At 67.2% G+C, this 24,055-nt stretch carries 21 protein-coding genes and 1 pseudogene; 10 read left to right on the top strand and 12 right to left on the bottom strand.

The annotated features are described in order from the left end of the window. Positions 1–3: 3 nt before the first annotated feature. The 5 genes from ACVWWW_RS11730 to ACVWWW_RS11710 all read right to left on the bottom strand — a co-directional run bounded on the left by ACVWWW_RS11730 (position 4) and on the right by ACVWWW_RS11710 (position 5,346). Positions 4–1,242, bottom strand: coding sequence for a cysteine desulfurase (locus tag ACVWWW_RS11730; RefSeq protein ID WP_027083387.1), 1,239 nt, complete (start codon positions 1,240–1,242; stop codon positions 4–6). After that, positions 1,239–2,531: a Fe-S cluster assembly protein SufD gene (gene sufD, locus ACVWWW_RS11725; RefSeq protein ID WP_027083388.1), complete on the bottom strand. Its 1,293-nt coding sequence runs from the start codon at positions 2,529–2,531 to the stop codon at positions 1,239–1,241. Before sufD ends, ACVWWW_RS11730 begins: the two co-directional genes overlap by 4 nt. A gap of 1 nt (position 2,532) precedes the next feature. Further along, complete coding sequence (gene sufC / locus ACVWWW_RS11720; RefSeq protein ID WP_027083389.1) at positions 2,533–3,297, bottom strand: Fe-S cluster assembly ATPase SufC; 765 nt, start codon at positions 3,295–3,297, stop codon at positions 2,533–2,535. Positions 3,298–3,436: 139 nt separating this feature from the next. Beyond that, positions 3,437–4,885: a Fe-S cluster assembly protein SufB gene (gene sufB, locus ACVWWW_RS11715; RefSeq protein WP_027083390.1), complete on the bottom strand. Its 1,449-nt coding sequence runs from the start codon at positions 4,883–4,885 to the stop codon at positions 3,437–3,439. 8 nt (positions 4,886–4,893) lie between these two features. Beyond that, positions 4,894–5,346 (bottom strand): SUF system Fe-S cluster assembly regulator, encoded by a 453-nt coding sequence (locus ACVWWW_RS11710; RefSeq protein ID WP_027083391.1) that lies wholly within the window; start codon positions 5,344–5,346, stop codon positions 4,894–4,896. Between the two features lie 164 nt (positions 5,347–5,510). Here ACVWWW_RS11710 and ACVWWW_RS11705 point away from each other — a divergent pair. Together ACVWWW_RS11705 and ACVWWW_RS11700 are read left to right on the top strand one after the other, a co-directional pair. Next, positions 5,511–5,975 (top strand): annotated as a pseudogene (locus tag ACVWWW_RS11705) (SET domain-containing protein); the annotation flags it as partial. Between the two features lie 987 nt (positions 5,976–6,962). Beyond that, entirely contained in the window at positions 6,963–8,501 is a 1,539-nt protein-coding gene (locus tag ACVWWW_RS11700; RefSeq protein ID WP_456998701.1) for a DUF5916 domain-containing protein, read from the top strand. On the opposite strand, the gene ACVWWW_RS11695 is transcribed toward ACVWWW_RS11700, so the two are convergent. The 3 genes from ACVWWW_RS11695 to ACVWWW_RS11685 all read right to left on the bottom strand — a co-directional run bounded on the left by ACVWWW_RS11695 (position 8,483) and on the right by ACVWWW_RS11685 (position 10,213). Beyond that, on the bottom strand, positions 8,483–8,926 hold the full coding sequence (locus tag ACVWWW_RS11695) for a putative toxin-antitoxin system toxin component, PIN family (RefSeq protein WP_036142803.1): 444 nt from the start codon (positions 8,924–8,926) through the stop codon (positions 8,483–8,485). The genes ACVWWW_RS11700 and ACVWWW_RS11695 overlap by 19 nt on opposite strands. An 8-nt stretch (positions 8,927–8,934) precedes the next feature. After that, on the bottom strand, positions 8,935–9,417 hold the full coding sequence (locus tag ACVWWW_RS11690) for a hypothetical protein (RefSeq protein ID WP_155914352.1): 483 nt from the start codon (positions 9,415–9,417) through the stop codon (positions 8,935–8,937). A 232-nt stretch (positions 9,418–9,649) separates the two neighbouring features. Continuing rightward, entirely contained in the window at positions 9,650–10,213 is a 564-nt protein-coding gene (locus tag ACVWWW_RS11685) for a DUF1439 domain-containing protein (protein ID WP_051235271.1), read from the bottom strand. 173 nt (positions 10,214–10,386) lie between these two features. Between ACVWWW_RS11685 and ACVWWW_RS11680 the strand changes: the two genes are divergently transcribed. Together ACVWWW_RS11680 and ACVWWW_RS11675 are read left to right on the top strand one after the other, a co-directional pair. Beyond that, positions 10,387–10,854 carry a CHRD domain-containing protein gene (locus ACVWWW_RS11680; RefSeq protein WP_027083395.1) on the top strand — a complete coding sequence of 156 codons (468 nt, stop codon included), beginning with the start codon at positions 10,387–10,389 and terminating at the stop codon, positions 10,852–10,854. 117 nt (positions 10,855–10,971) lie between these two features. After that, entirely contained in the window at positions 10,972–11,682 is a 711-nt protein-coding gene (locus tag ACVWWW_RS11675; RefSeq protein ID WP_027083396.1) for a glycine zipper 2TM domain-containing protein, read from the top strand. Between the two features lie 62 nt (positions 11,683–11,744). On the opposite strand, the gene fusA is transcribed toward ACVWWW_RS11675, so the two are convergent. Beyond that, the gene (gene fusA, locus ACVWWW_RS11670; protein ID WP_027083397.1) at positions 11,745–13,787 is read right to left on the bottom strand and encodes an elongation factor G; all 2,043 of its coding nucleotides are present in this window, start codon (positions 13,785–13,787) and stop codon (positions 11,745–11,747) included. Between the two features lie 292 nt (positions 13,788–14,079). On the opposite strand from fusA, the gene ACVWWW_RS11665 reads away from it, so the two are divergent. Together ACVWWW_RS11665 and ACVWWW_RS11660 are read left to right on the top strand one after the other, a co-directional pair. Continuing rightward, a complete protein-coding gene (locus ACVWWW_RS11665; protein WP_027083398.1) occupies positions 14,080–14,508 on the top strand; it encodes an OsmC family protein in 429 nt (142 codons plus the stop codon). 3 nt (positions 14,509–14,511) lie between these two features. Then, positions 14,512–14,808 (top strand): hypothetical protein, encoded by a 297-nt coding sequence (locus tag ACVWWW_RS11660; RefSeq protein ID WP_027083399.1) that lies wholly within the window; start codon positions 14,512–14,514, stop codon positions 14,806–14,808. Between the two features lie 3 nt (positions 14,809–14,811). Here ACVWWW_RS11660 and ACVWWW_RS11655 read toward each other — a convergent pair whose 3' ends face one another. Together ACVWWW_RS11655 and ACVWWW_RS11650 are read right to left on the bottom strand one after the other, a co-directional pair. Continuing rightward, on the bottom strand, positions 14,812–15,687 hold the full coding sequence (locus ACVWWW_RS11655; protein WP_036142075.1) for a PhzF family phenazine biosynthesis protein: 876 nt from the start codon (positions 15,685–15,687) through the stop codon (positions 14,812–14,814). A 17-nt stretch (positions 15,688–15,704) separates the two neighbouring features. Further along, positions 15,705–16,565, bottom strand: coding sequence for a PhzF family phenazine biosynthesis protein (locus ACVWWW_RS11650; RefSeq protein WP_027083401.1), 861 nt, complete (start codon positions 16,563–16,565; stop codon positions 15,705–15,707). A 166-nt stretch (positions 16,566–16,731) separates the two neighbouring features. On the opposite strand from ACVWWW_RS11650, the gene ACVWWW_RS11645 reads away from it, so the two are divergent. The 4 genes from ACVWWW_RS11645 to ACVWWW_RS11630 are packed head-to-tail and all read left to right on the top strand — an operon-like array spanning position 16,732 to position 22,956. Then, positions 16,732–19,326, top strand: a complete 2,595-nt coding sequence (locus tag ACVWWW_RS11645; protein ID WP_027083402.1) for a bifunctional aspartate kinase/diaminopimelate decarboxylase — start codon at positions 16,732–16,734, stop codon at positions 19,324–19,326. After that, on the top strand, positions 19,319–20,677 hold the full coding sequence (murL, locus tag ACVWWW_RS11640) for a UDP-N-acetyl-alpha-D-muramoyl-L-alanyl-L-glutamate epimerase (protein ID WP_036142078.1): 1,359 nt from the start codon (positions 19,319–19,321) through the stop codon (positions 20,675–20,677). The genes ACVWWW_RS11645 and murL overlap by 8 nt, the downstream gene beginning before the upstream one ends. Next, the gene (gene murD / locus ACVWWW_RS11635; RefSeq protein ID WP_027083404.1) at positions 20,658–22,076 is read left to right on the top strand and encodes a UDP-N-acetylmuramoyl-L-alanine--D-glutamate ligase; all 1,419 of its coding nucleotides are present in this window, start codon (positions 20,658–20,660) and stop codon (positions 22,074–22,076) included. Before murL ends, murD begins: the two co-directional genes overlap by 20 nt. A 52-nt stretch (positions 22,077–22,128) precedes the next feature. After that, complete coding sequence (locus ACVWWW_RS11630) at positions 22,129–22,956, top strand: dienelactone hydrolase family protein (protein ID WP_027083405.1); 828 nt, start codon at positions 22,129–22,131, stop codon at positions 22,954–22,956. On the opposite strand, the gene ACVWWW_RS11625 is transcribed toward ACVWWW_RS11630, so the two are convergent. Beyond that, positions 22,940–23,926, bottom strand: coding sequence for a polyprenyl synthetase family protein (locus ACVWWW_RS11625; protein ID WP_027083406.1), 987 nt, complete (start codon positions 23,924–23,926; stop codon positions 22,940–22,942). The two genes, ACVWWW_RS11630 and ACVWWW_RS11625, sit on opposite strands and share 17 nt — an antisense overlap. Positions 23,927–24,055: the final 129 nt, after the last annotated feature.

The following is a 24,055-nucleotide window of genomic DNA, read 5'->3' as shown; positions in this document are numbered from 1 at the left end:
GGATCACGCAAGAAGGCGGCGGACTTTGCGGAGCGCGGCGACGAAGGCATCGACCTCGTCGTGCGTGTTGTAGAACGCGAACGACGCGCGGCACGTCGCCGGGACGCCGAAGTGGTGCATGAGCGGATGCGCGCAGTGATGGCCGGAGCGCACCGCGACACCTTCGAGATCGAGCAGCGTGGCGAGGTCGTGCGCATGCGCGCCTTCCACCAGGAAGCTGATGACCGCGGCTTTCTCGCGTGCCTGGCCGAAAATGCGTAGGCCTTCGACGCTCGACAACGCTTCGGTCGCATGCGCGAGCAATTCCTTTTCGCGCGCTTCAATCGCTGCCATTCCGATGGTCGACAGATAGTCGACCGCAGCGCCCAGCCCGACGAAGCCCGCAATGTTTGGCGTGCCGGCTTCGAAGCGATGCGGCGGATCGTTGTAGACGGTGCCTTCGAACCGCACTTCGCGGATCATCTCGCCGCCGCCGAGGAACGGCGGCATCGATTGCAGGTGCTCGCGCTTGGCCCACAGCGCGCCGGTGCCGGTGGGGCCGACCATTTTGTGGCCGGTGATCGCGTAGAAGTCGCAGCCGATGGATGCGATGTCCAGCGCGCGATGTGGTGCGGCCTGCGAACCGTCGACCACGGTGACGATGCCGCGGCGATGCGCTTCGCGGCAGATCTCACGCACCGGGTTCACCGTGCCGAGCACGTTGGAGACGTGCGTCAGGCCGAGCAGCTTCACGTCCGGAGTAAGCAACGCGTACAGCGCGTCCAGGTCGAGTTCGCCGCGCTCGTCGATCTCCGCGACCTTGATCACCGCACCCGTACGTTGCGCGACGATCTGCCAAGGCACGATATTGGCGTGGTGCTCCATGCGCGTGAGCACGATTGCGTCGCCCGGCTTCAGCCGCGGCAGCGCCCAGCTGTAGGCCACGAGGTTGATCGCGAACGTCGTGCCACTGCACAGCACGAGGTCGTCGGGCCGCACGTTGAGGAATCCGGCGAGGCGGCGGCGCGCGCCCTCGTAGGCATCAGTCGCTTCCGAGCCGAGCGCATGCACGGCGCGGCTGACGTTTGCGTTGTGGCGGCGGTAGAACGTGTCGACCGCGTCGATGACCTGCGCCGGCTTCTGCGAGGTGTTCGCGGAGTCGAGATAGATGAGCGGCTTGCCGTGGACTTCGCGCTGCAGCAGCGGGAAGTCGGCTCGAACGCGGTCCCAATCGGTCACGATCGGAGCGACGGTCGCGTTCATGGCAATTCGATCCGCACCAACGCCGCATCGAGTCGCGCAGCCAGGAGGTCGCGCGTCGGGCCGTCGTCCAGCACCGCGAGCGTCTCGCGGCAGAACGCGGCGGTCAGCAGTGCGCGAGCTTCCGCGACGGGAATGCCGCGCGAGCGCAGGTAGAACAGCGACGTCGGGTCGAGCTGGCCGACGGTCGCACCATGCGCGGCCTGCACTTCGTCGGCATGGATGACGAGCACGGGCTGAGAATCGATCTCGGCGGCGTCCGACAGCAGCAGGTTCTTGTTCGACAGCGACGCCTGCGTGCCATCCGCGCCTTCGCGGATGAGAATGCCGCCATGGAATGCGGCGCGCGAGCGACCGGCCGCGAGACCGCGCCAGATCAGCTCGCAACGGCTGTCGCGACCCACATGGTCAAGGCCCAGGCGCGTGTCCAGATGGCGACGACCGCCGCCGAGCAGCACGCCGTTCGCGTTCGCGCAGGCGCGTTCGCCCTGCAGCGCGATGTTGAGTTCGTGACGCGACAGGCCCGCCCCGAGTTCGAGATCGAGACGGCGATAGCTCGCATCGCGCGCGAGCACGGCGTCGGTACGCGCGAACAGCTGCGCGCTTTCGCTCTCGTCCTGCAGGCGCGCGTGCACGAGTTGCGCATTGGGCTTCAGGTGCGCGTGTGCGACGGATGTCGCGAGGTTTGAATGGGGTGCGGCGGCGATTGCCTGCTCGACGACTTGGAGCCTCGCGCCTTCGCGCAGGTCGAACAGATGACGCAGATGCGATGCGACATCGGCACCGATCGGTGCGCCGATCGACACGACATGCAACGGCCGCGCGGCGTGCACACCGGGTTCGACGCGCACGATCGCACCATCGATCGCAAGCGCCGCATTGAGACGCGCGAACGGTTCATCCGCGCGGTCGAAACGTCGACCGAGGATGTTGCATTCGCGCGCATCACCGCGCCCGAGGACCGCTGACAGCGGCTCGACGGTGACGCCGTCGCCCAGCGGCGCAATGTCGCTCAGCTCGGCAGCGAATCGACCGTTGACGAAGACGATGCGTGGCGACGGTATGCCCGCGACCCACGCAGCATCGAACGCGAGGGACTCGTTCGCCGCGGCGAACGTCCGGCGTTCCAGCGGACGCAGGCTGGTGTACTTCCACGCTTCGGTGCGCGGGCCGGGAAGGCCATCGCGACGTAGCGAATCGAGTGCGTCACGGCGCGCATCGCCGAGGCCGCCGGCTTCGCGCAGCGGCAGCGTGTCGAATGCAGCGGTGAGGGAATCGAGCAGGGCGCTCATGTCAGGCAGCGGCCTCGGGCGTGATGCGGTCCTTGACCCACGAGTAGCCGTGCTGCTCGAGTTCGAGCGCGAGTTCCGGCCCGCCGGTCTCGACGATGCGGCCGTCGGCGAGCACATGCACGACGTCGGGGCGGATGTAGTCGAGCAGGCGCTGGTAATGAGTGATCACGAGGAACGCGCGATCGGGCGAACGCTGCGCGTTGACGCCATCGGCAACGGCCTTCAGCGCATCGATATCGAGGCCCGAGTCGGTCTCGTCGAGGATGGCGAGCTTGGGCTCGAGCAGCGCGAGCTGGAAGATCTCGTTGCGCTTCTTCTCGCCGCCGGAAAAGCCTTCGTTGACGCCGCGATGCAGCAGTTCGTCCTTCAGGTGCAGCACGGCGAGCTTCTCGCGCACGCGCTTGAGGAACTGCATGGAATCGAGTTCGTCTTCGCCACGCGCCTTGCGCTGCGCATTGAGTGCTGCGCGCAGGAAGTAGGTGTTGTTCACGCCCGGGATTTCGACGGGGTACTGGAACGCGAGGAACACGCCCGCAGCGGCACGCTCTTCGGGTTCGAGCGCGAGCAGATCACGGCCATCGAACTCGATCGTGCCGTCGACCACCTCGTAGCCTTCGCGACCGGCGAGCACGTTGCCGAGCGTGGACTTGCCCGCGCCGTTCGGGCCCATGATCGCGTGGACCTGGCCGGCCGCGACGTCGAGCGTGAGGCCCTTGAGGATGTCCTTGCCGGCGACGCGGACGTGGAGGTTTTCGATCTTCAGCATCGTTTCGTTTCGCTTCTCAATGATCTGCGTGGCCATCCATGGCGCGACGTTCGTCGCTTCGGGTTGCCCCGGCCCGGGCGTCCTGCCCGAGCGCGCGTGACGCAGCGAATGCCTTCCGGCCGTCGCTAAACGCGGGCTATCACCCGACCGAACCTTCAAGGCTCACTTCGAGCAGCTTCTTCGCCTCGACGGCGAACTCCATCGGCAGCTCCTTGAACACCGACTTGCAGAAGCCGTCGACGATCATCGACACCGCGTCTTCTTCGGAAATGCCGCGCGACCGGCAATAGAACATCTGGTCGTCGCTGATCTTCGAGGTCGTCGCTTCGTGCTCGACCTTCGCACCCGGGTGCCGAACCTCGATGTACGGGAACGTGTGCGCGCCGCACTTCTTGCCGATCAGCAGCGAGTCGCACTGTGTGTAGTTGCGCGCGTCGTCCGCGGTGCGCTCGACGCGCACCAGCCCGCGATACGTGTTCTGCCCGCGGCCCGCACTGATGCCCTTGCTGATGATCTTGCTCTTGGTGCGCTTGCCGACGTGGATCATCTTGGTGCCGGTGTCGGCCTGCTGCCGGTGGTGCGTGAGCGCGACCGAATAGAACTCGCCGACCGAGTCGTCGCCGAGCAGCACGCAGCTCGGATATTTCCAGGTGATCGCCGAGCCGGTTTCGACCTGCGTCCAACTGATCTTCGACTTCGCGCCGCGGCATTCGCCGCGCTTGGTCACGAAGTTGTAGATGCCGCCGACGCCGTTCTCGTCGCCCGGATACCAGTTCTGCACCGTGCTGTACTTGATCTCGGCACCTTCGAGCGCAACGAGTTCGACGACGGCCGCATGCAGCTGGTTCTCGTCGCGCATCGGCGCGGTGCAGCCTTCGAGATAGCTCACGTAAGCGCCGTCTTCGCAGACGATCAGCGTGCGTTCGAACTGGCCGGTCTCGCTGGCGTTGATGCGGAAGTAGGTCGACAGCTCCATCGGGCAACGCACGCCCTTCGGAATGAACACGAAGCTGCCGTCGGAGAACACGGCGGAGTTGAGGGCGGCGAAATAGTTGTCGCCGACCGGCACGACGCTTCCGAGGTACTGGCGTACCAGCTCCGGGTATTCGCGGATGGCTTCGGACATCGAGCAGAAGATCACGCCCTTCTCCGCGAGTTCCTTGCGGAACGTGGTGCCGACGGACACCGAGTCGAACACGGCATCGACGGCGACGCCCGCCAGCTTCGCGCGCTCGTGCAGCGGCACGCCGAGCTTGTCGTACGTATCGAGCAGCTCCTGCGGCACTTCATCGAGCGACTTGTACTTCGGGCCCTTCGGCGCGGAGTAATAGCTCAGCGCCTGGAAATCGATGGGCGCGATGTCGAGCTTCGCCCAGTGCGGCTCGGTCATCGTCAGCCAGTGGCGGTACGCAGACAGGCGCCACTCGGTCATCCACTCCGGCTCGTCCTTCTTGGCCGAAATGGCGCGAACGATGTCCTCGCTCAGGCCGGCCGGGAACGTATCCGACTCGATGTCGGTGACGAAGCCGGCTTCGTAGCGTCGGCCGAGCTGCTGGTGGATCTCGGCGTTGGCGATGTGTTCGTTCATACGTTGCCTCAGGCGCTCGCCAGCCGCACGGCGATGCGGCGAGTGGCGCGTGGATCGGGTTCCGGATCGAGCAGGTCCTGCAGCGTCACCGCGCGCAGCGACTGCGTGATCACATCGTTGATTCGGCGCCAGCCTCGGCGCGTGCCGCAGGACGATTCGATGCCGCAATGCCCTTCGTGCACGCTGCATTCGGTGACCGAGAGCGGGCCTTCCATCGCCTCGATCACCTCGATGAGCGCGACGTCGCGGGCCGGGCGGCCCAGGCGATAGCCGCCATGCGCGCCGCGGAAGCCTTCGACCAGCGCAGCCTGCGCGAGCGGCTTGAGCACCTTGCTGACCGTGGTCGCTTCCAGGCCCGCGCGGTCGGCGATCTCGGTCGCGCTCAGCACCTCGCCACGGGCAGCGGCGAGGACCGTGAGCACGACGGTCGCGTAGTCGGTGAGCTTGGTGACCCGGAGCATGCGCGGGAGCCTCGTCCAGGCGGTTTCGAATCGGGACCGGAATTGTACGATTTGACGCCGGCCCGCGCCAATGCAGGCGTCTGGCCGGTTCATTCGCAAGATGACGTGGTGACCGCGACGCCCGGGCACGGCAGAATGCGGCATCCCTTCATCCGGTCCACCGCATGCCCAGCAAGGTCGTCGCCCGCCGCTCCGCCATCCACGGAACCGGCGTGTTCGCCATCGCGCCGATCGCCAAGGGCGAACGGATCATCGAATACCGCGGCCAGCGCCGCACGCACGACGACGTCGACAACAGCGACGATGGTTCGGCCGACTCGGGCCACACCTTCCTGTTCACGCTCAACGACGAGTACGTGATCGACGGCGCCCGCCGCGGCAACGTGGCGCGCTGGATCAACCACAGCTGCTCGCCGAACTGCGATTCGATCATCGAGGAAGCTGACGGCGACGATCGCACCAAGGATCGTGTCTTCATCGAAGCCAAGAAGGCGATCAAGGCGGGCGAGGAGCTGACGTACAACTACGGCATCACCCTCGGCGAGGCGCACACGCCGCGCATGAAGAAGATCTGGGCCTGCCTCTGCGGCTCGAAGAACTGCACCGGCACGATGCTGCAGCCCAAGCGCAAGCCGAAGGTGGAAGCGAAGCCGAAGGCCAAGCCGGCGCCGAAGGGCCGCTCGAAGGCCGCGTCGAAGCAGGGCACGCGTGGCACGACCGCCCGAAGCGGCCGAGGCACCGGCACCCGCAAGCGCGCCTAACGCACCGGCCTGTCGTATCAGGCCAGCCGCGCTCCATGACCTATGACATTCGGCCGCCTCCGGGCGGCCGACTAGTCTGCGGGCACCTCGGGCCCGCCGCGCCGCCACGGGATCTCCGCATGTCCGCCTTGCCTCGCGCCACGCTCGCGCTCGCTGTCCTTGCTTCGCTGCCGTCCATCGCGTTCGCCGCGGATGCAGTGAAGGTCGACGGCCACATCGATCCGTCCGAGTGGGCCGACGCGCGCCACATCACCGACTTCCGCCAGACGCAGCCGTTGTCGCGCGAGCCCGCGTCGCTGCCAACGGAAGCCTGGTTCAAGGCGACGCCCGAAGGCCTCGCGATCGCGTTCCACAACACGCAGCCCGCCAACGTGCCGCGTCGCCGCGACCGTGCGCAGCGCGACAAGGGCGGGCCGTTCGATCGCATCAACCTCTACGTCGATTTCGATGGCGACGGCCGCGCGGGCTACAACTTCACCATCCTGCTGTCGGACAGCATCATCGACGCGGTCATCACCAGCGAAAACCAGTTCAGCACCGACTGGGACGGCAACTGGAAGCACGCCGTCAGCGAGGGCGCGGAAGGCTGGTCGGCGGAGATGCTGATCCCCTGGTACACCGCACCGATGCGCGATGCGCAGGGCGACACGCGCAAGCTCGGCATCGTGCTCGACCGTGTGATCGGCTCCACCGGCGAACGCGTGACGTGGCCCGCGGTGAGCTTCACCGAGCCGCGCTTCCTGTCGGTGTTCGAGAAGGTCGACGTGCCGAAGTACAGCGAATCGCTGCTCGCGATTACGCCGTACGTGGTGGGCGTGTACGACAACGTCGCGCACAAGGCGGACTTCGACACCGGTGCGGACATCTTCTGGAAACCCAGCGGCAAGTTCCAGCTGTCGGCCACGCTCAACCCGGATTTCGTGGCAGGTCGAAAGCGATCAGCTGGTCGTCAATTTCAGCGCGATCGAAACGTTCTTCAGCGACAAGCGACCGTTCTTCACCGAGAACCAGAGCTTCTTCGACGTCCCGTTCGGTTCGCTCAATACCTCGAACCGGCTGCTGTACACGCGGCGCGTCGGCGGCACGCGCGATGACGGGCTCGGCGCTGGCGATGTAACCGCCGCGGTCAAGGTCAACGGCAGTGCGGCGGGCTTCAACTACGGCGTGTTCGCGGCGACGGAAGCGGATGAGGTCGGTCGTGACTTCTACGCGGTGCGCGCAACGAAAGATCTGCAGACGCAGGGCTTCGGCGCGATGGTCACGCGCGTCGACCGCCCTTACCTCGATCGCACCGCCAACGTCGGCGAGTTCGACCATCGCTGGACGCCGTCGGATTCGCTGTCGGTGCGCACGACCGTCGTGGGCTCGGACATCGACCAGGCCGGGCAGTCGATCCGCGACACCGGCGCGCAGATGAAGTTCGACCAGGACCTCGGCGCGGGCTGGCGCCAGCAGCTCTACCTGCTGCATCTCGGCGATCACCTGCAGCTCAACGACTTTGGTTACCTCGAGCGCAACAATTTCAACTACGGGCGCTACGAGATCTCGCGGCGCTTCACGGATATCCCGAAGGAATCGAACTACGCCAGCCATCTGTGGCGCGGTGCGGTGTCGCATCGGGCCAACGATCACGGCGTCAAGATCGCCGACGCCTGGTCGTTCGCGCGCAGCAGCGACATGCGCGACGGCGGCAACGAGTACTTCGAAGTCGCCGGTTACACGCCGGGCTACGACGATCTGGTGACACGCGGCCACGGCGTCGTGCGCATGCCGTCGAAGCTTTACGGGTTTTACGAGCGCGGCATTCCGCGTCGCGGGCCGTGGGGTTTCTACTGGAACGCGAACTACTACGGCCAGAGCATCGGCGGTTGGGACCACGGGTCGATGTCGGTCGATGTCGAGCCGACGTACTACCTGAGCGACAACGCGAACATCGGGCTCGCGATGCAGCTCAGCCATGATCCCGGCATGTTGCTTTGGCGGCCCGATGCGACGGGTGTGCCTTCGCTGTCGACGTATCGCGTCGACCAGATATTCCTGTCGGCCGGCGTCACGTGGCTGGTCGACAACCGCCAGGAATTGCGCGTTCGACTCGAGGCGATCGGCCTGGATGCACGCGCGCCGCAGACCTACAAACTCGCCAGCGACGGCACGCCGTTGCGAGTTACGACCCGGCACCAGCCGTTCGGCCTCAGCAACCTCGGTTTCCAGGTGCGCTATCGCTACGAGCTCGCGCCGCTGTCGAACCTCTACATCGCCTACGTACGCGGCGGCAGCCTGTTCGACGAGCCGACCATGGGCGACGTCGACGCCGCCGGACGCCTGCAGGATGCGTTCGACCTGCGCGACAGCGAGCAGTTGCTGGTGAAGCTCGCCTACCGCTTCGACATCTGATCGACGATTTCGCGCCACGCGGCGGGCGTGACAATCAACAGGCCGTGATCGCGCGACATTCGCTTCGCCATGCGCAAGAGTTCGGTATCGCGCGTCAGCAGTGCATCGGCATGCGCGGCGACTGCGATTTCAAGAAACGTCTGATCGTCTGGGTCGCGGCACTTCGGTAGTGCGATCGATGGCGTTTCGATGCGCGTGGCGAGGCGGCGTGCCATCGACATGTGCGACTGCGCATCGCCTTCGTCGAGACGAACCGCTTCGTAGCGAAGCACGCGTTCGAGTTCGGCGAATGAGCGGTCGTCGGCGACGACACGCAATCGATCCGCACTGACGTCGTCCGCGAAGCCGGACAGCGCGGGGTCGGCGAAAACCAGCAGGTCAAGCCATGCGTTCGTGTCGAGCACGAACGTCGGCATCTTCGGCATCGTATCGATCAGGGTGCCGCGTCGTGCACGTTCGCGGCGAGGATCCGCCACGGGCCGCCCTGCGTGCGCTGCAGCGTGTAGGTGACCTGCACGTGGCGATCGCCGCCGTCGTCGGCCTTGCCGCGCACGTCGACCGGGACCGTGACATGTCCGCCGGCATCCACCGCCGGCGCGCCGACACCGACGTTGAACGTCGTGCCGCGCGCGAGTTGCAGCACCGCGGAATCGTTCGGCGTGGTCGACCACAGGCCCTGCGCGCGCGCCGGTGCGTTGGCGCCGAGCGCGGCCATGTACTGGTTGATGACGGCTGCCGCGGCGTTGGCGTCGGCGCTGCCGGCGGGCGCTGGCGCGGGCGATGGCGCGTTCGGGTCGGGAGCGGGCGTCGCTACCGGTGGCGTGCTGGCGTCGGTGGCTGCGGTGGCGTCGACCGGTGCAGGAAGCGCGTCGGTGTCAGTCGTCGGATCCGCGGGCGCTGCGGGCGGTGTCGCCACCGCGGCAGCAGCTGCGGCGACGGCCTCCGCGCTCGGCGGCGGAGGTGGTTGCGTTGGCATCCCCGTGACCGCGCTGCCAGGTGACGCTTCCGGCGTCGGAAGCGTGCCCGATGGAGTGTCGTCGTCCGTGGCCGCCGGGACCGTCGTGCCATTGCTCGACGCGGCATCGTGCCCGCACGCCGCCAGCGTCACGGAAAGAAGCAATGCGCACGCGATGCGCATCGTCGGGCGATCACTCGCCGAGTTGGACCACCACCTGCCCATCTTGGATCTTCGTCCCTTCGACGCGGCGCGCACCGAGGCGGCCGATCAGCGAATCGTCGAACTGGTAGACGGGTTCCTTCTGCGCCCAGTCCGACAGCCAGTCGTTGAGCGCGCCGCGCAGCGTGTCGCCCATGCGACCACCGAGCGAGGCGACATCGACGCTCTCGATGCGCGGCTCGAACAGATGCAGGCCGCGCGTCGCCGGATCGTAGCGCAGCGAACTCGTCAGCGTGAACGAACCGTTCGGTGTGCGGCTCGCGTGACCGAGCGCGCCCGCCGCGACGTCGAAATCGACGCGCAGGCGACGATCGCCCGGCGGGATCGACAGCCGCGGATTCATCAGTGTCAGCGTGACCAGCCCGCCGAGCTTGTCGTAGTCGCGCGGGAATTTGCGGACGAGCTTCTGCTGGATCTCCTGCTGCGAGAACTTCAGCGTCTCCGACCCGATCAGCGCGCCCACCGTCGAGCACGCCGTGGTCAGGAACAGCGCGGCGGACGCTGCGAAGGCGAGGGCGGGCAGGGCACGGCGCATCGGCGGACTCCACGGAGGACCGATGAACCTTCCGACGTGCTGGGTGAACGCCGGGTCGGTGAACCGTTGCGTTTGTCGGACGCGCCAGAACGTGGGCTGTCGGCGGCTCGCTTTTTCACGCCGCCATGGCGCGCGACGCCCTATCCGGAAGCGTCCGAACCGGAACCGCCGCCATGCGCCCGTCCATTGCTGTCCTCGCTCTCTCCACTCTTTTCTCGATCGTCCCGCTGGCCGCATTCGCGCAGCCTGCGCATCTGCAGGGGCGTTTCGCGCCCGTGCGTGCGCCCGAAGCCGACGTACGGCCGCCCAGCGGCGAAGCGCGTGCAACGATCGACGACAACAACAACGTGCGCGTCGACATGGTCGTCTCCGGGCTGACCGAGCGCGCGACGTCGGTGACGTTGCACACCGGCACGTCAGGCGAAAGCACCGGGCAGGTCGCGCGGCTGGATGTCACCGCGGACGGTGACGAGGCACGCATCATCGGTGGAACGGCGTCGGTTACACCGTCTATCGCACAGCAGATCCGCGACGGCGCCGGCTACCTCGTGCTGCGTACCAACGAGCATCCCGATGGCTTCATGCGCGCCGAGTTGTCTGTGCAGCCACGGACGCTGGGCTCCGCCACCAGCGGGCCCTGATGTCGACGCCGCGTAAACGCGCGCTGAGCGGTTAACGCTCGGCCCGCCCAGTTCAGGATGCATTGAGAGCCCCGACCCGAGGATGCGACTGCGCCATCCCGGCGTGGGAGCTCCTTGATGAAGCACGTCACCGCCACCGTCCTCGCGCTTGCCTTGACCGCCACCGCGGGCGCGGCGTCGGCGCAGCAGTACTCCTCTTATCCGTCGTCGTACCCGTCGAACGTTCCCGCGTCGCAGGGCGGCTACTACGACTACGCGCGGGTCATCCGCACGAACCCGATCTACGACTCGCGCGGTAGCTACGCGGCGAGCACCGGCGGCCAGCGCTGCACGGAGAGCCGCACCTATTCCGACGGTTACGGCAACGATCCGTACGACGGCGGCTACGACCGCAACGGCGATGGCTATGCGGACGGCGGCTACAACGATCCGTACAACGGCCAGTACACCGACCGCTACGGTCGACCGGTTCGCCAGCCCACGCAGGGCGGCAGCACCGCTGCGACCGTGATCGGCGGCATCGTTGGTGCGGTGGTCGGCAGCCAGGTCGGCGGAGGCAGCGCGCGTTACGCGACGTCCGCGATCGGCTCGATGGTCGGCGGCATGGCCGGCAAGCAGATCTACGACAACTCGCATCGCGTGCAGCAACCGCCGCGCGTCGGTCGCGTGGTGACCTGTGACCCGATGCAGGCTGGCGCGTACGAAAGCGGTCGCAACGTGCAGGGTTACGACGTCACGTACGAATACGGCGGACGTCAGTACACGACGCGCACCGCGTACGACCCGGGCAGCCGCATCCGCGTCCGCGTCGACGTGCGCCCCGAGTAATCGTTCGGGCATTGCGATGTATCGAAGGGCCGGCGAAATGCCGGCCCTTTTTTGCACCCCCGTCAGTCTTCCTCGACCTTCGGCCGGTAGCTCTCCGCGAGCTTCTGCTGCACGTTCGACGGCACCGGCTCGTAGTGGCTGAAGTCCATCGAGTAACGCCCGCGCCCCGCGGTGATCGACTTCAACTCCGCCGCGAAACCTTCGAGTTCCGACAGCGGCACCTGCGCCTTGACGATGACTTCGCCGCGCGTGCTGTCGGTGCCGAGGATGCGCGCACGCTTGCCGGCGAGATTGCCGCTGACGTCACCCATATTCGCTTCCGGTGCCACGACTTCCAGGTCGACGATCGGTTCCAGCACCTGCGGCCGCGCCTTGAGCACGGCATCGACGAACGCACGCTTGCCGGCGGTGACGAATGCGACCTCCTTGCTGTCGACCGCGTGGTGCTTGCCGTCGTACACGACGACGCGCACATCCTGCAGCGGATAGCCGGCGAGCGCACCCGCAGCGAGCGCCTGTCGCACGCCTTTCTCGACCGCCGGGATGAATTGCCCCGGGATCGTGCCGCCTTTCACTTCGTCGGCGAACTCGAATCCGCCGCCGCGATCGAGCGGCTCGATGCGCAGGAAGACTTCGCCGAACTGGCCTGCGCCGCCGGTCTGCTTCTTGTGCCGGTGATGACCCTCGGCTTTGGCCGAAACGGTTTCGCGATACGCGATGCGCGGCGGCCGCGATGCCACTTCGACGCCGTAGCGTTCCTTCAGCCGATCGATGTTCACCCGCAGGTGCAGATCGGAAAGACCGCGCACGATGGTTTCGTTCGTCTCCGCCGTGTGCTCGACCTGGAAGCAGGGATCTTCCTCGGCGAGCTTGTGCAGCGCGGTCGCGAGCTTCTGTTCGTGGCCTTTGCTCGATGCTTCGACGGCGAGGCCGAACATCGGCTTCGGAAACGCGAGCGGCGCGAGATGGATCTGGTCCTCGTCATGGCTGTCGTGCAGCACGGCGTCGAAATGCAGTTCTTCGACTTTCGCCACGGCCGCGATGTCGCCGGGAATCGCCTGGTCGACTTCGATGTGTTCCTTGCCGCGCAGCTTGAGCAGGTGGCCGACGCGGAATGGTTTCTTGCCGTCGTCGACGAACAGCTGCGTGTCCTTCTTCACCGTGCCCTGGTAGACGCGGAACACGCCGAGCTTGCCGACGAAGGGATCGTTGACGATCTTGAAGACGTCGGCGATGACGTGCGCATTCGCGTCCGGCTTGGCGTCGATCGCCTGCGCGTCGGCGCCGCTGCCTTTGACGAACACCGGCGGATTGGCTTCACCCGGATGCGGGAACAAGCGTTCGGCGACGTCGAGCAGTTCGCGCACGCCGACGCCGCTTCGCGCCGAGCAGAACACCACCGGCACGAGATGGCCGTCGCGCAGGCATTGCTCGAACGCATCGTGCAGTTCGTCGCCCGACAGCCCGTCCTCGCCGAGGTCGAGGTAGTGCTCCATCACTGATTCGTTGATCTCGACGACCTGGTCGATGATCTTCTGGTGCCAGTCGGCGACGGGGCCGAGATCGCTGTCGCCCGTTGCTGCAGCGAAGCAATCGACGACCGACGTTCCGCCGTTCGCAGGCAGGTTCAGTGGCAGGCATTCGTTGCCGAACGTTTCGCGCAGCGCGTCGAGTACGGCGCCGCAGTCGCTGCCGTGATCGATCTTGTTGACGACGATCGCGCGACACAGCCCGCGTGTTTTCGCATGCTCCATCATGCGACGGGCGCCGTATTCGACGCCCGCATCGCATGCCACCACGATCGCGACGGTTTCAACCGCCGCGAGCGCGGAAACGGCGGGTCCGCGGAAGTCGGGGTACCCCGGCGTGTCGATGAGATTGACGTGGATGCCGGCGTGGTCGGTGCTGGCGATGCCGACATCGAGCGAATGGCCGCGCTGTTTCTCGACCGGATCGAAGTCGGACACGGTGCTGCCGCGCTCGATGCTGCCTGCCGCCTGGATCGCGCCGCCGGCATGCAGCAGGGCTTCGAAAAGCGTTGTCTTGCCGGCGCCGGGGTGGCCTGCGAGGGCCACGTTGCGGATCTGTTCTGTGCTGTAAGCCATGACCGGAAGCTCCTGTGGGGGGAGGGGAGCGGCCGTCCGGGCGAGGGCGTCGATGTCGGCGTCATGTCCGGCCGCAACGCGGGCCGCGGAGCGGTCCGGCGATGCGCCGTCATGGCTGTCCGCGCAGCACGCCACAGCGATGCTGGGCGGGCCGTCATGGCGGGGCTGGGTCCACGATAGCGCGACGATCCCGGGCCGTCGCGTTGCGCTGCAACAGCCCGCGCTACGGCCGCTCACGACGACTTAGCACGAGCCACGTACCGTGCGCGTTCCCTGTTCAGGAGTCGAACCGATGGCCATCACCCGTCACGCTACCGCTCGCTGGGAAGGCGATCTCAAGTCCGGCACCGGCCGCTTGGACACGCCCCAGAGCGGCGTCTTCAGCGACACCCGCTACGGCTTCAACACGCGCTTCGGCGATGAGAAGGGCGCCAATCCGGAAGAACTGATCGCGGCTGCGCATGCGGGCTGCTTCGCGATGGCGCTGTCGGCCAAGCTGACCGAAGCCGGTCATCCGCCGAGCTTCATCGACGCGCGAGCCGACGTCGAACTGTCGATGGACGGCGGGCCGCACATCTCGCAGATCAAGCTCACGGTGCGCGGCGAAGCGCCCGGCCTGTCACCCGACGAGTTCCGTCGTAACGCGGAGGACGCGAAGGCGAACTGCCCGATCTCGAAAGCGCTGGCGTCGGTGCCGATCTCGCTGGACGTGCAGTCCTGACGCATGTCGCAGGCGCGCCCGATGCTGGTGGCGATCGACCATCTCGCATGGCTGGTCGAGTGCGCGGCGCTGACCTACACGGGTGAGCTGAAGACGGACCTGGCGCGCATGTGCGATGCGATCCGCGCGGGTGACGACGGTTACAACGTCGCGGCGGTGCGCGAATCGCTGCCCGAACTAGACGCCGCGCTCGAGGCCTACCGCGCCAGCGACTATCTCGATGGCGCGAGTCGGCTGTCGCGCATCAGCCGCGCGTGGTGGGAAGCATTGTGGATCGAGGAGCGCGGCGCACCGCGCTGAGCCTCACCAGTCGAGCTTGCCGGTCACCACTGTGCGGACGTGCCCGCCGGACCAGACGTCGCCTGCGTCGTCCACGTGCAACTGCAGCCGCGCATCGAAACCGACCTCGCGGCCCTGGCTCACGACGTAGCGACCGTCGCGGCCGGGCAGTCGATCGTTCTGTGCGAGCCATGCCGCGAGCGTCGCGTTGGCAGCACCCGACGCCGCGTCTTCGAACTGCGCGGTGGCACCCACAAAGGCGCGCACGACGAGGTCGTAGTCCGCACTGTCATCGGCGCGCGCGAACGCGCAGACACCCATGCTTTCCGTGCGCGTGGCGAGTTGCGAGATCGCACCCCATGCGGGCTCGAGCTTGCGCAACGCGGCTTCGCTTTCGAGCTCGACCAGCCACCAACGTCGACCGCCATCCATCAGTGCGGGCGGCAATGCGCCGAGACGCATGCCGGCAATCGCGCGGACGATACGTGCGTCGTTCGCCTGCACCTGTTCGACCAGCCGCGCACGCGGTGTACGCACTGCGATCGTGCGCGCTGCACCTTCGCCGTCCACACGCAACGGCAGCAATCCCGCAATGCCTTCCTGCACGAGCAGGCCGTCGCGCGGCGTCGCGAGTCCCGAATCGAGCACCACGCTCGCTGTACCCACGCTCGGATGCCCCGCGAACGGCACTTCGCGTCGCGGGCTGAAGATGCGGATGCGGTAGCTCGCCTCGCGCGACGTCGGCGGGAAGACGAACGTCGTTTCCGGAAGACGCGTCCAGCGCGCGATGGCCTGCATGGTGTCGTCGTCGAGTCCGTCCGCATCGGGAATGACCGCGAGCGGATTGCCGGCGCCGGGGCGGTCGGCGAACACGTCGAGCTGCACGTAGTGTTTTTTCATGGCGCCCGGAATACCGCTCACCACGTGACGGTGCCGCGCACCACGGCCTGCACGCGACCGCCGATCCAGACTTCGCCGTCGTAGTCCACCTGTACGTCGACGCGACCATCGCGGCCGACTTCGCGGCCCTGGCTGGCGACGTAGCGGCCGCCGCGTGCGATGCGTCCGGCTTCGGAAAGTGCTTCGCCTATCGCCGCGTTCGCGCTGCCGGTGACCGGATCTTCCGGAATGCCGTCGGCCGGGCAGAACGCACGAACGACGACGTCGTAGTCCGAACCTGCGTCCGCTTTCGCGAAGACGGCGAGGCCGACTGCGGCATCTGCCGTGAGTGCGGTGATTGCCGCGAGGTCGGGAACGAGATCGCGCACCGCGGCCTCGTCCCGAAGCTCGACCAGCCACCAGCTCGGCCCGTTGTGCCAGAGCGCGGCGGGCAGCGTGCCGCGTTCGACGCCGTGCAGCGCGGCGGTCAGGCGAGCCTCCGAGTCGGCAGGCGGGGTAACGCGTCGCGCCTTCGGCGCACGCACGCGGATCGCGCGATCCGTCGACACGTCGACGGGCAGGCGACCCGCGGCGCAGTCCTGCACCAGCGACGTCGCGTCGGGCGCCACGAGTTCGCTTTCGACCGCCGCCCAGGCCGCACCAACGCTCGGATGCCCCGCGAACGGCAGCTCCTGCCGAGGCGTGAAAATGCGGACCCGATAGTCCGCACCATCCCCGGGCGGAAGCAGGAAGATCGTCTCGGACAGGTTGGTCCAGTTGGCGAAGGCCTGCATCGCCGCGGTATCGAGGCCGTCGGCATCGACCACGACGGCGAGGGGATTGCCGGCGCCGGGGCGGTCGGCGAAGACATCGAGCTGGAGGAAGCGGCGCTGCGTCATGGTTTTCGACGGCGGACGTGGGGACCGCATTGTGGCGGGCCGCGCGGCGCCCGTCATCGCATAAAATCGCGCGTTCTCATGAGTACGCGTCATTCGCCCCGGACGGCGGCGCGTGCTCCCATCCTCGCCCCGCGGCTTGTGCCGCACGGCTCCTCCAGGAAACCTCGTGACCGCTTCGACGCGCTGGGTCGTACTCAAGTTCGGTGGCACATCCGTGTCGCGCCGGACCCGTTGGGACACCATCGGACGACTCGCGGCCAAACGTGCGCAGGACGAGAACGCACGCGTGCTGGTGGTGGTGTCCGCGCTGTCGGGCGTCACCAACGAGTTGCAGGCGATCGCGAACGCAGGGGCAGGTGGGGCGACGCATGCGAAGGTCGCGGCGGTGGTCACGCGTCATCGCGAGTTCTGCTCAGAACTCGGTCTCGATGCGGACGCCGTGCTCGGCGAGCGGCTTGCTGCGTTGCAGGCACTCGCGGTCGATACCCGGGCAAACGAACGCCAGCTCGACTGGCAGGCCGAAGTGCTGGGGCAGGGCGAACTGCTGTCGTCGACGCTCGGCGTCGCGTACCTGAAGTCCCAGGGTCTCGATATCGGCTGGTGCGATGCGCGTGAGTGGCTCAACGCCGTCTCGCTGCCGAACCAGAGCGATTGGGCGGGACGACTGTCTGTGAATTGCCATCACCGCACCGACCGCGACATTGCCGAGCGTTTCACCACGCAGCCGACGTCCATCGTGCTGACGCAGGGCTTCATCGCGCGTCACGGTGACGGTGGCACGGCCATCCTTGGCCGCGGCGGTTCCGATACGTCCGCTGCGTACTTCGGCGCGCTGCTCGGTGCCGCGCGCGTCGAAATCTGGACCGACGTGCCCGGCATGTTCAGCGCGAATCCGCGCGAAGTGCCGGACGCGCGCTTGCTCGCGCGCCTCGACTACGCCGAAGCACAGGAAATCGCGACGACCGGCGCAAAGGTGCTGCATCCGCGCTCGATCGGTCCGTGCCGCGACGCAAACGTGCCGATGGCGATCCTCGACACCGAACGTTCGGATCTTCCCGGCACGCGCATCGACGCGACCGCGGCGACGGTGCCCGGCGTCAAGGCGATCAGCCGACGCAACGGCATCGTGCTGGTGTCGATGGAATCGGTCGGCATGTGGCAGCAGGTCGGCTTCCTCGCCGACGTGTTCGAGCGTTTCAAGAAGCACGGTCTGTCGATCGACCTGATCGGTTCGTCGGAAACCAATGTCACCGTGTCGCTGGATCCGAGCGAAAACCTCGTCACCACGAACGTGCTTAGCGCGTTGAGCGAGGACCTTGCCGAGGTCTGTCGCGTCAAGGTGATCGCGCCTTGCGCGGCGATCACGCTGGTGGGTCGCGGCATGCGTTCGCTGCTGCACAAGCTGTCGGATGTATGGGCGACGTTCGGCCGCGAGCGCGTGCATCTCATTTCGCAGTCGTCGAACGATCTCAACCTGACGTTCGTCGTAGACGAAGCCGACGCCGAAGGCCTGCTGCCGACGCTGCATGCCGAACTCGTGCGCGGCGGCGCGATGCCCGTGCTCGACGAGAGCGTGTTCGGCCCGGCATGGCGCGATGTCGTGCACGGTCGCCCGCAACGCGCGACGCCGTGGTGGATCACGCGTCGCGACGCGCTGCTTGCACGCGCCGACGGCGACACACCTCGCTATGTCTACCACCTGCCGACCGTGCGCGAACGTGCGCGCTCGTTGCTCGACGGCGGGCCGGTCGACTGCGGGTTCTACGCACTGAAGGCGAATGCGCATCCCGAAATCCTTCGCGCGCTCGAAGTGGTGGGTTTCGGCTTCGAATGCGTGTCGATGGCGGAAGTCGAGCACGTGCGCGCGACGCTGCCGGGGCTCGATCCGTCGCGCATCCTGTTCACGCCCAGCTTCGCGCCACGTCGCGAATACGAAGCCGCGTTCGCCGCCGGCATCAACGTCACGCTCGACAACGTCGAGATGCTGCAGCGCTGGCCGGACGTGGTGCGCGGTCGCAATGCGTGGCTGCGGCTCGATCTTGGTCACGGCGACGGCCACCACGAGAAGGTGCGCACGGGCGGCGCCGAAGCGAAGTTCGGACTGCCGATTGCGCGCTTCGATGCCTTCATGAGCGAGGCGCGCAAGCTAGGCCTGCGCGTCACAGGTCTGCATGCGCACCTCGGCAGCGGCATCGACGACCCGGCGCACTGGCGCGAGGTCTACGGCACGCTCGCCGCGCTCGCCGATTCGAGCGAAACGGTGGACACCATCGACATCGGTGGCGGCTTTCCCGTTCCTTACACGCCGGATGCGCGGCCGTTCGATCTCGACACCTGGCGCCAAGGCGTGCGCGACATCAAGGCGGCGTATCCCCGTTGTCGCCTCGCGATCGAGCCGGGCCGCTTCCTCGTCGCCGAAGCCGGCGCGCTGCTGCTGCACGTCACGCAGGTGATCGAGAAGGATGGCATCCGTCGCATCGGTCTCGACGCCGGCATGAATGCGCTCGCACGCCCGGCGATGTACGACGCCTACCACGGCATCCACAACCTCACCCGCATCGACGACGCGTCGCTCGACACATTCGACGTTGTCGGGCCGATCTGCGAAAGCGGTGACGTGCTCGGTCGCGGTCGTCGCATGCCGGCTGCCACCGGCGAGGGCGATGTCGTGCTGATCGCCGACGCCGGTGCCTACGGCATGGCGATGGCGAACACCTACAACCTGCGGCCGCTGCCGGCCGAGGACATTCTCGATGACTGATTGGCGCTTCTCGCGCGACGCGATTCAGGCGTTCCGTTTCGTCCGCTGCGACTTCGATGCGTCGACGGGCGTGGCGTCGCTGGTGTACGCCTTCGACGACAGCCCTGAGCTGGTCGAGACCGTCACCATTCCTGGTGCGCCGTTCACGCTGGAGTCGGCGCGTGCCGATGCCGTGCAGCGCGCGGTGCAGTTGCTGCACCTCATTGCGGGTGTCAGCTATTACAAGGCCGCGGTGCCGAAACAGATCCGCATCGAGAGCTACGACATTGATGCCGAGATGGCCGCGCTGCTGACCGAGGTCTACGAGAACGGACTCGGCGAATTCGCGTATCGCAACGGTTTGCGCCTGCGTGGCACGATCCGTTTCCCGGCGAATGCAACGTCGTCGACTAATGCGCCGGCGCTTGGCCTGCGCGAACACGCGCTGACCGCGATCGGCGGCGGCAAGGACTCGCTGGTCAGCATCGAATCGCTTCGCATGGCAGGCGTCGCACAGACCGTAACGTGGATCGGCGGCTCGCAGCTCATCGCCGCCTGCGCGGAGCGCACGGGCCTGCCGACGCTCAACGTCGGCCGCCAGCTTGCGCCGCAGCTGTTCGAGTACAACCGCAGCGGCGCGTGGAACGGGCACATTCCGGTGACCGCGGTGAACTCCGCGATCCTTGCGCTCGCGGCCTTGGTGCTGGGCATCGACCAAGTCGTGTTCTCGAACGAACGTTCGGCCAGCTATGGCTCGATGATCGAAGGCACGGGCGAGGTCAACCACCAGTGGTCGAAGGGCTGGCAGTTCGAGCGTGATTTCGCCGCGCACCTGCGGTCGCATGTCGCCGCCGACCTTCGCTACTACTCGCTGCTTCGCCCGCTGAGCGAACTCGCGGTCGCGCGCCAGTTCGCGAAGAGCGATCGCTACGACCAGCACTTCTCCAGCTGCAACCGCAATTTCCACATCCTCGGTGAACGCCCCGCGCAGCGTTGGTGCGGCATCTGTCCGAAGTGCCACTTCGTATTCCTGGCGCTCGCGCCCTTCATGAGCAAGCCGCGGCTGGTTGGCATCTTCGGTCGCAACCTGCTCGACGAGCCGTCGCAGACGGGCGGCTTCGATGCGCTGCTCGAATATCGCGATCACAAACCGTTCGAATGCGTGGGCGAAGGTCAGGAATCGCGTGGCGCGATGGCCGCGCTCGCGCAGCGCCCGGAATGGCGCGAGGACGCGATCGTCGAGCGCTTTGCGCGCGAGATCCTTCCGCAACTCGATGGCGTGCCGGCCGTCGAGTCGCTGCTGAACATCGACGGCGAGCACGGCATTCCCGACGCGCTCTGGGCCCGCCTGCGTGCGCATTTCGCAGCTTGACGGGCGCCGCGTTGCGCTCTGGGGCTGGGGCCGCGAAGGCCGCGCTGCGTATCGCGCGATTCGTTCGCGGCTGCCGTCGCTGCCGCTGACGCTGTTCTGCTCCGCCGACGAGGCGATCGATGCTTCGTCGCTGCACGACGCGAATCTTGTGATGGCCACGCACGTCGACGGCACGTCGCTCGCTGCGTTCGATGTCATCGTCAAATCGCCCGGCATCAGTCCTTACGGAGACGCCGCTAAGGCCGCACGCGAAGCCGGTGCATCACTGATCGGCGGCACATCGCTGTGGTTCGGCGAACACGCGGGTGCCGATGACGTCGTCGCGAACACCGTCTGCATCACGGGCACGAAAGGCAAGAGCACGACGACTTCGCTCCTCGCACATCTGCTCCGGAGCGCGGGTCACCGCACCGCGCTCGTCGGCAACATCGGGCTGCCGTTGCTCGAAGTTCTCGACCCCGAGCCCGCACCGGAGTTCTGGGCGGTCGAGCTGTCGAGCTACCAGACGGGCGACGTGGCGGCGAGTGGCGCGCGCCCGGAAGTCGCGATCGTCCTCAACCTGTTCCCCGAGCACCTCGACTGGCACGGCTCGCACGAGCGCTACATCGCCGACAAGCTGCGGCTGGTGACCGACGCGCGCCCGCGCATCGCGGTGCTCAACGCGGCGGACCCCATTCTTTCGAAACTGGAGCTCCCGGCGGACATCGACGTCCGCTGGTTCGGCCGCGAACGGGGCTGGCACCTGCGTGACGACATCCTTCATCGCGGCGATGAAGCGGTGATGGACACACGCGGCCTTCCGCTGCCGGGCCGTCACAACCGCGGCAACCTCGCGGCGGTGCTGACGGCCATCGAGGCACTCGGCATCGATGCGGCGCCGCTCGCGCAAGCCGCATTCGGTTTCCGCCCGCTGCCGAACCGCCTGCAGACGCTCGGCGAGCGTGACGGCATCACCTACGTCAACGATTCGATCAGCACGACGCCGCACGCGACGCTGGCGGCACTCGAATGTTTCGCAGATCGTGACGTTGCCGTGCTGGTTGGCGGGCATGATCGTGGCCTCGACTGGTCGGACTTCGCGGCATCGATGAATACGCACGCTCCGAAGGCGATCGTGACGTCGGGTGCGAACGGTCCGCGCATCCATTCATTGCTTGAACCCGTCGCAAAGCAAGATGGTTTCGACCTGCGCGCCGCGACCGACCTGTCGGATGCGATGGCGCAGGCACGCGACGCGCTCAAGTGCGTGGACGCAAAATCGCCGGTGATTCTGCTCTCCCCAGGCGCGCCGAGCTTCGGCGTTTGGCGCGACTACGTCGACCGTGGCCGCGACTTCGCGCGCAAGGCGGGCTTCGACCCGGACACGATCAGCGCGATTCCGGGGCTCGGCATCGCCTGACGCGTCCTCACGCGGACGCGTTAACCTCGCGCCTCCCGACCCGGAGGCTCCGATGACCACCTTCCGCCGATTCCGAATCGCTTCGACCGCGGTCCTACTGCTCGCCGCTGTGCAGGCGCACGCCGCGATGCGCACCCGCAACGTCGACTGGACCGTGGGCACCGACAAGTTCCAGGGCGTGCTCGTCTATGACGACGCGGGCGGCAAGAGCCGTCCGGGCCTGGTGATGGTGCCGAACTGGATGGGCATCAACGCGTCGGCCGTAGAGAAGGCCAAGAAGGTGGCCGGCCGCGACTACGTCGTGCTGGTCGCGGACGTTTACGGTCGCGACGTGCGGCCGAAGGATCAGAAGGCGGCGGGCGCCGCGGCAGGCGCGCTGAAAGGCGATCGCCCCAAGCTGCGCGCGCGCATGCAGAAGGCCATCGACGTGCTGCGTGCTCAAGCCGGCAGTGCACCGCTGGATGCGCGCCACATCGGCGCGTTCGGCTTCTGTTTCGGCGGCACGTCGGTGCTTGAACTCGTGCGCGCAGGCGTCGCGCTGGACGGCGCAGTCACGCTGCACGCGGGCCTCGACGCCACGATGCCAGCGGCGCCGGGTGTCGCGAAGACACCGCTGCTCGTGCTCAACGGCGCCGCCGACAAGGGCGCACCGCGCGAGTTAGTCGCCACGTTCCAGTCGGAGATGACCACTGCCGGCGCCGACTGGCAGTTCGTCGATTTCGGCGGTGCAGTGCATTGCTTCGCGGAGCCGGACGCCGGCAATGACCCGAACAGCAATTGCCGTTACGACGCGAAGCAGGCGCCGCGTGCGTACCGGATGATGGCCGACTTCTTCCGCGAGCGATTCGCCGCGGCGTCCGCCGTCAAGCCTCGCGGCTGACGGCGTAGCGCGCGAGCCCGCGCAGCGCGTCGGTGTACGCGTTCGCGGGCAGGGCGCCGAGGGCGGCTTCGGCTCTCGCGGCATATTCATTCGCGCGATCGCGGCTGTAGTCGAGCCCGCCGGTCGCGCGGATCGCCGCGATGACTTCGTCGAGCGCCTCGACATCGCCATTCGACACGATGTCGCGAAGTCGCTCGGACGTTTTCGCATCGCTGTGCCTGATCGCGTGGATCAGTGGCAGGGTCGCCTTGCCTTCGGCGAGATCGTCACCGAGGTTCTTGCCGAGCACGTCAGCATCGGCCGCGTAGTCCAGCACGTCATCGGCGATCTGGAATGCGTAGCCGAGGTCGAGCCCGAACGCTTCGAGCGCGTCGCACTGCTCGATGGGTGCGTTCGCCAGCAAGCCGCCGAGACGCGTCGCCGCGGCGAACAGCACCGCCGTCTTGCGCTCGATCACGCGCAGGTAGGCGGCCTCGTCGGTATCGGGGTTGCGAATGTGCATCAGCTGCAACACCTCGCCCTCGGCAATTCGATTGGTGGTGTCGGCAAGGATCTGCATGACCTCCATCCGCTGCAGCTCGACCATCAGCTGGAAGCTGCGCGAATACAGAAAGTCGCCGACCAGAACGCTCGCGGCATTGCCCCAAACCGCGTTTGCCGTGCGGCGGCCGCGGCGCATGTCGGACTCGTCGACGACGTCGTCGTGCAGCAGCGTAGCGGTGTGGATGAACTCGACCACCGCGGCGAGCTGGTGCGCGTTGGCGTCGATCGCGCGCTCGCCGCCGGCCGCGCCCGTCGCGAGGAGCAGAAGCATTGGCCGCAGGCGCTTGCCGCCGGCGCCGATGATGTATTCGGCGACCTGGTTGATCAGCACGACGTCCGAGGCGAGACGGTCCCGGATCAGGTGGTCGACCGCGGCCATCGGGGCCTTGGCGAGCGCCTGGATGTCGGACAGGGACGGGGACGGCATTCGACGCGTCTCGCTCGGTGGGAAAGCGGCCGGCGATTATAGGCGGGCCCCGTCGTCGCCCGGACATTTCCGACGCGTCATCGGGGTGTCGGCCGACCGACACCGGCCGGCGGGTATACTTCAATGCCG

It is taken from the genome of Lysobacter sp. HA18 (assembly GCF_054057595.1).
The sequence above is the reverse complement of the archived record's forward strand: the minus strand, read 5'-3'. Positions and strand labels throughout refer to the sequence as shown.

Bases quoted from the DNA above. Each gene is read 5' to 3' on its own strand.
- ACVWWW_RS11675 (WP_027083396.1), top strand. From the start codon at position 10,972: ATGAAGCACGTCACCGCCACCGTCCTCGCGCTTGCCTTGACCGCCACC.
- ACVWWW_RS11660 (WP_027083399.1), top strand. From the start codon at position 14,512: ATGTCGCAGGCGCGCCCGATGCTGGTGGCGATCGACCATCTCGCATGG.
- sufB (WP_027083390.1), bottom strand. From the start codon at position 4,885: ATGAACGAACACATCGCCAACGCCGAGATCCACCAGCAGCTCGGCCGA.
- ACVWWW_RS11685 (WP_051235271.1), bottom strand. From the start codon at position 10,213: ATGCGCCGTGCCCTGCCCGCCCTCGCCTTCGCAGCGTCCGCCGCGCTG.
- ACVWWW_RS11680 (WP_027083395.1), top strand. From the start codon at position 10,387: ATGCGCCCGTCCATTGCTGTCCTCGCTCTCTCCACTCTTTTCTCGATC.
- ACVWWW_RS11655 (WP_036142075.1), bottom strand. From the start codon at position 15,687: ATGAAAAAACACTACGTGCAGCTCGACGTGTTCGCCGACCGCCCCGGC.
- sufC (WP_027083389.1), bottom strand. From the start codon at position 3,297: ATGCTGAAGATCGAAAACCTCCACGTCCGCGTCGCCGGCAAGGACATC.
- ACVWWW_RS11730 (WP_027083387.1), bottom strand. From the start codon at position 1,242: ATGAACGCGACCGTCGCTCCGATCGTGACCGATTGGGACCGCGTTCGA.
- ACVWWW_RS11630 (WP_027083405.1), top strand. From the start codon at position 22,129: ATGACCACCTTCCGCCGATTCCGAATCGCTTCGACCGCGGTCCTACTG.
- murL (WP_036142078.1), top strand. From the start codon at position 19,319: ATGACTGATTGGCGCTTCTCGCGCGACGCGATTCAGGCGTTCCGTTTC.
- fusA (WP_027083397.1), bottom strand. From the start codon at position 13,787: ATGGCTTACAGCACAGAACAGATCCGCAACGTGGCCCTCGCAGGCCAC.
- ACVWWW_RS11650 (WP_027083401.1), bottom strand. From the start codon at position 16,565: ATGACGCAGCGCCGCTTCCTCCAGCTCGATGTCTTCGCCGACCGCCCC.
- sufD (WP_027083388.1), bottom strand. From the start codon at position 2,531: ATGAGCGCCCTGCTCGATTCCCTCACCGCTGCATTCGACACGCTGCCG.
- ACVWWW_RS11625 (WP_027083406.1), bottom strand. From the start codon at position 23,926: ATGCCGTCCCCGTCCCTGTCCGACATCCAGGCGCTCGCCAAGGCCCCG.
- ACVWWW_RS11665 (WP_027083398.1), top strand. From the start codon at position 14,080: ATGGCCATCACCCGTCACGCTACCGCTCGCTGGGAAGGCGATCTCAAG.
- ACVWWW_RS11695 (WP_036142803.1), bottom strand. From the start codon at position 8,926: ATGCCGAAGATGCCGACGTTCGTGCTCGACACGAACGCATGGCTTGAC.
- ACVWWW_RS11710 (WP_027083391.1), bottom strand. From the start codon at position 5,346: ATGCTCCGGGTCACCAAGCTCACCGACTACGCGACCGTCGTGCTCACG.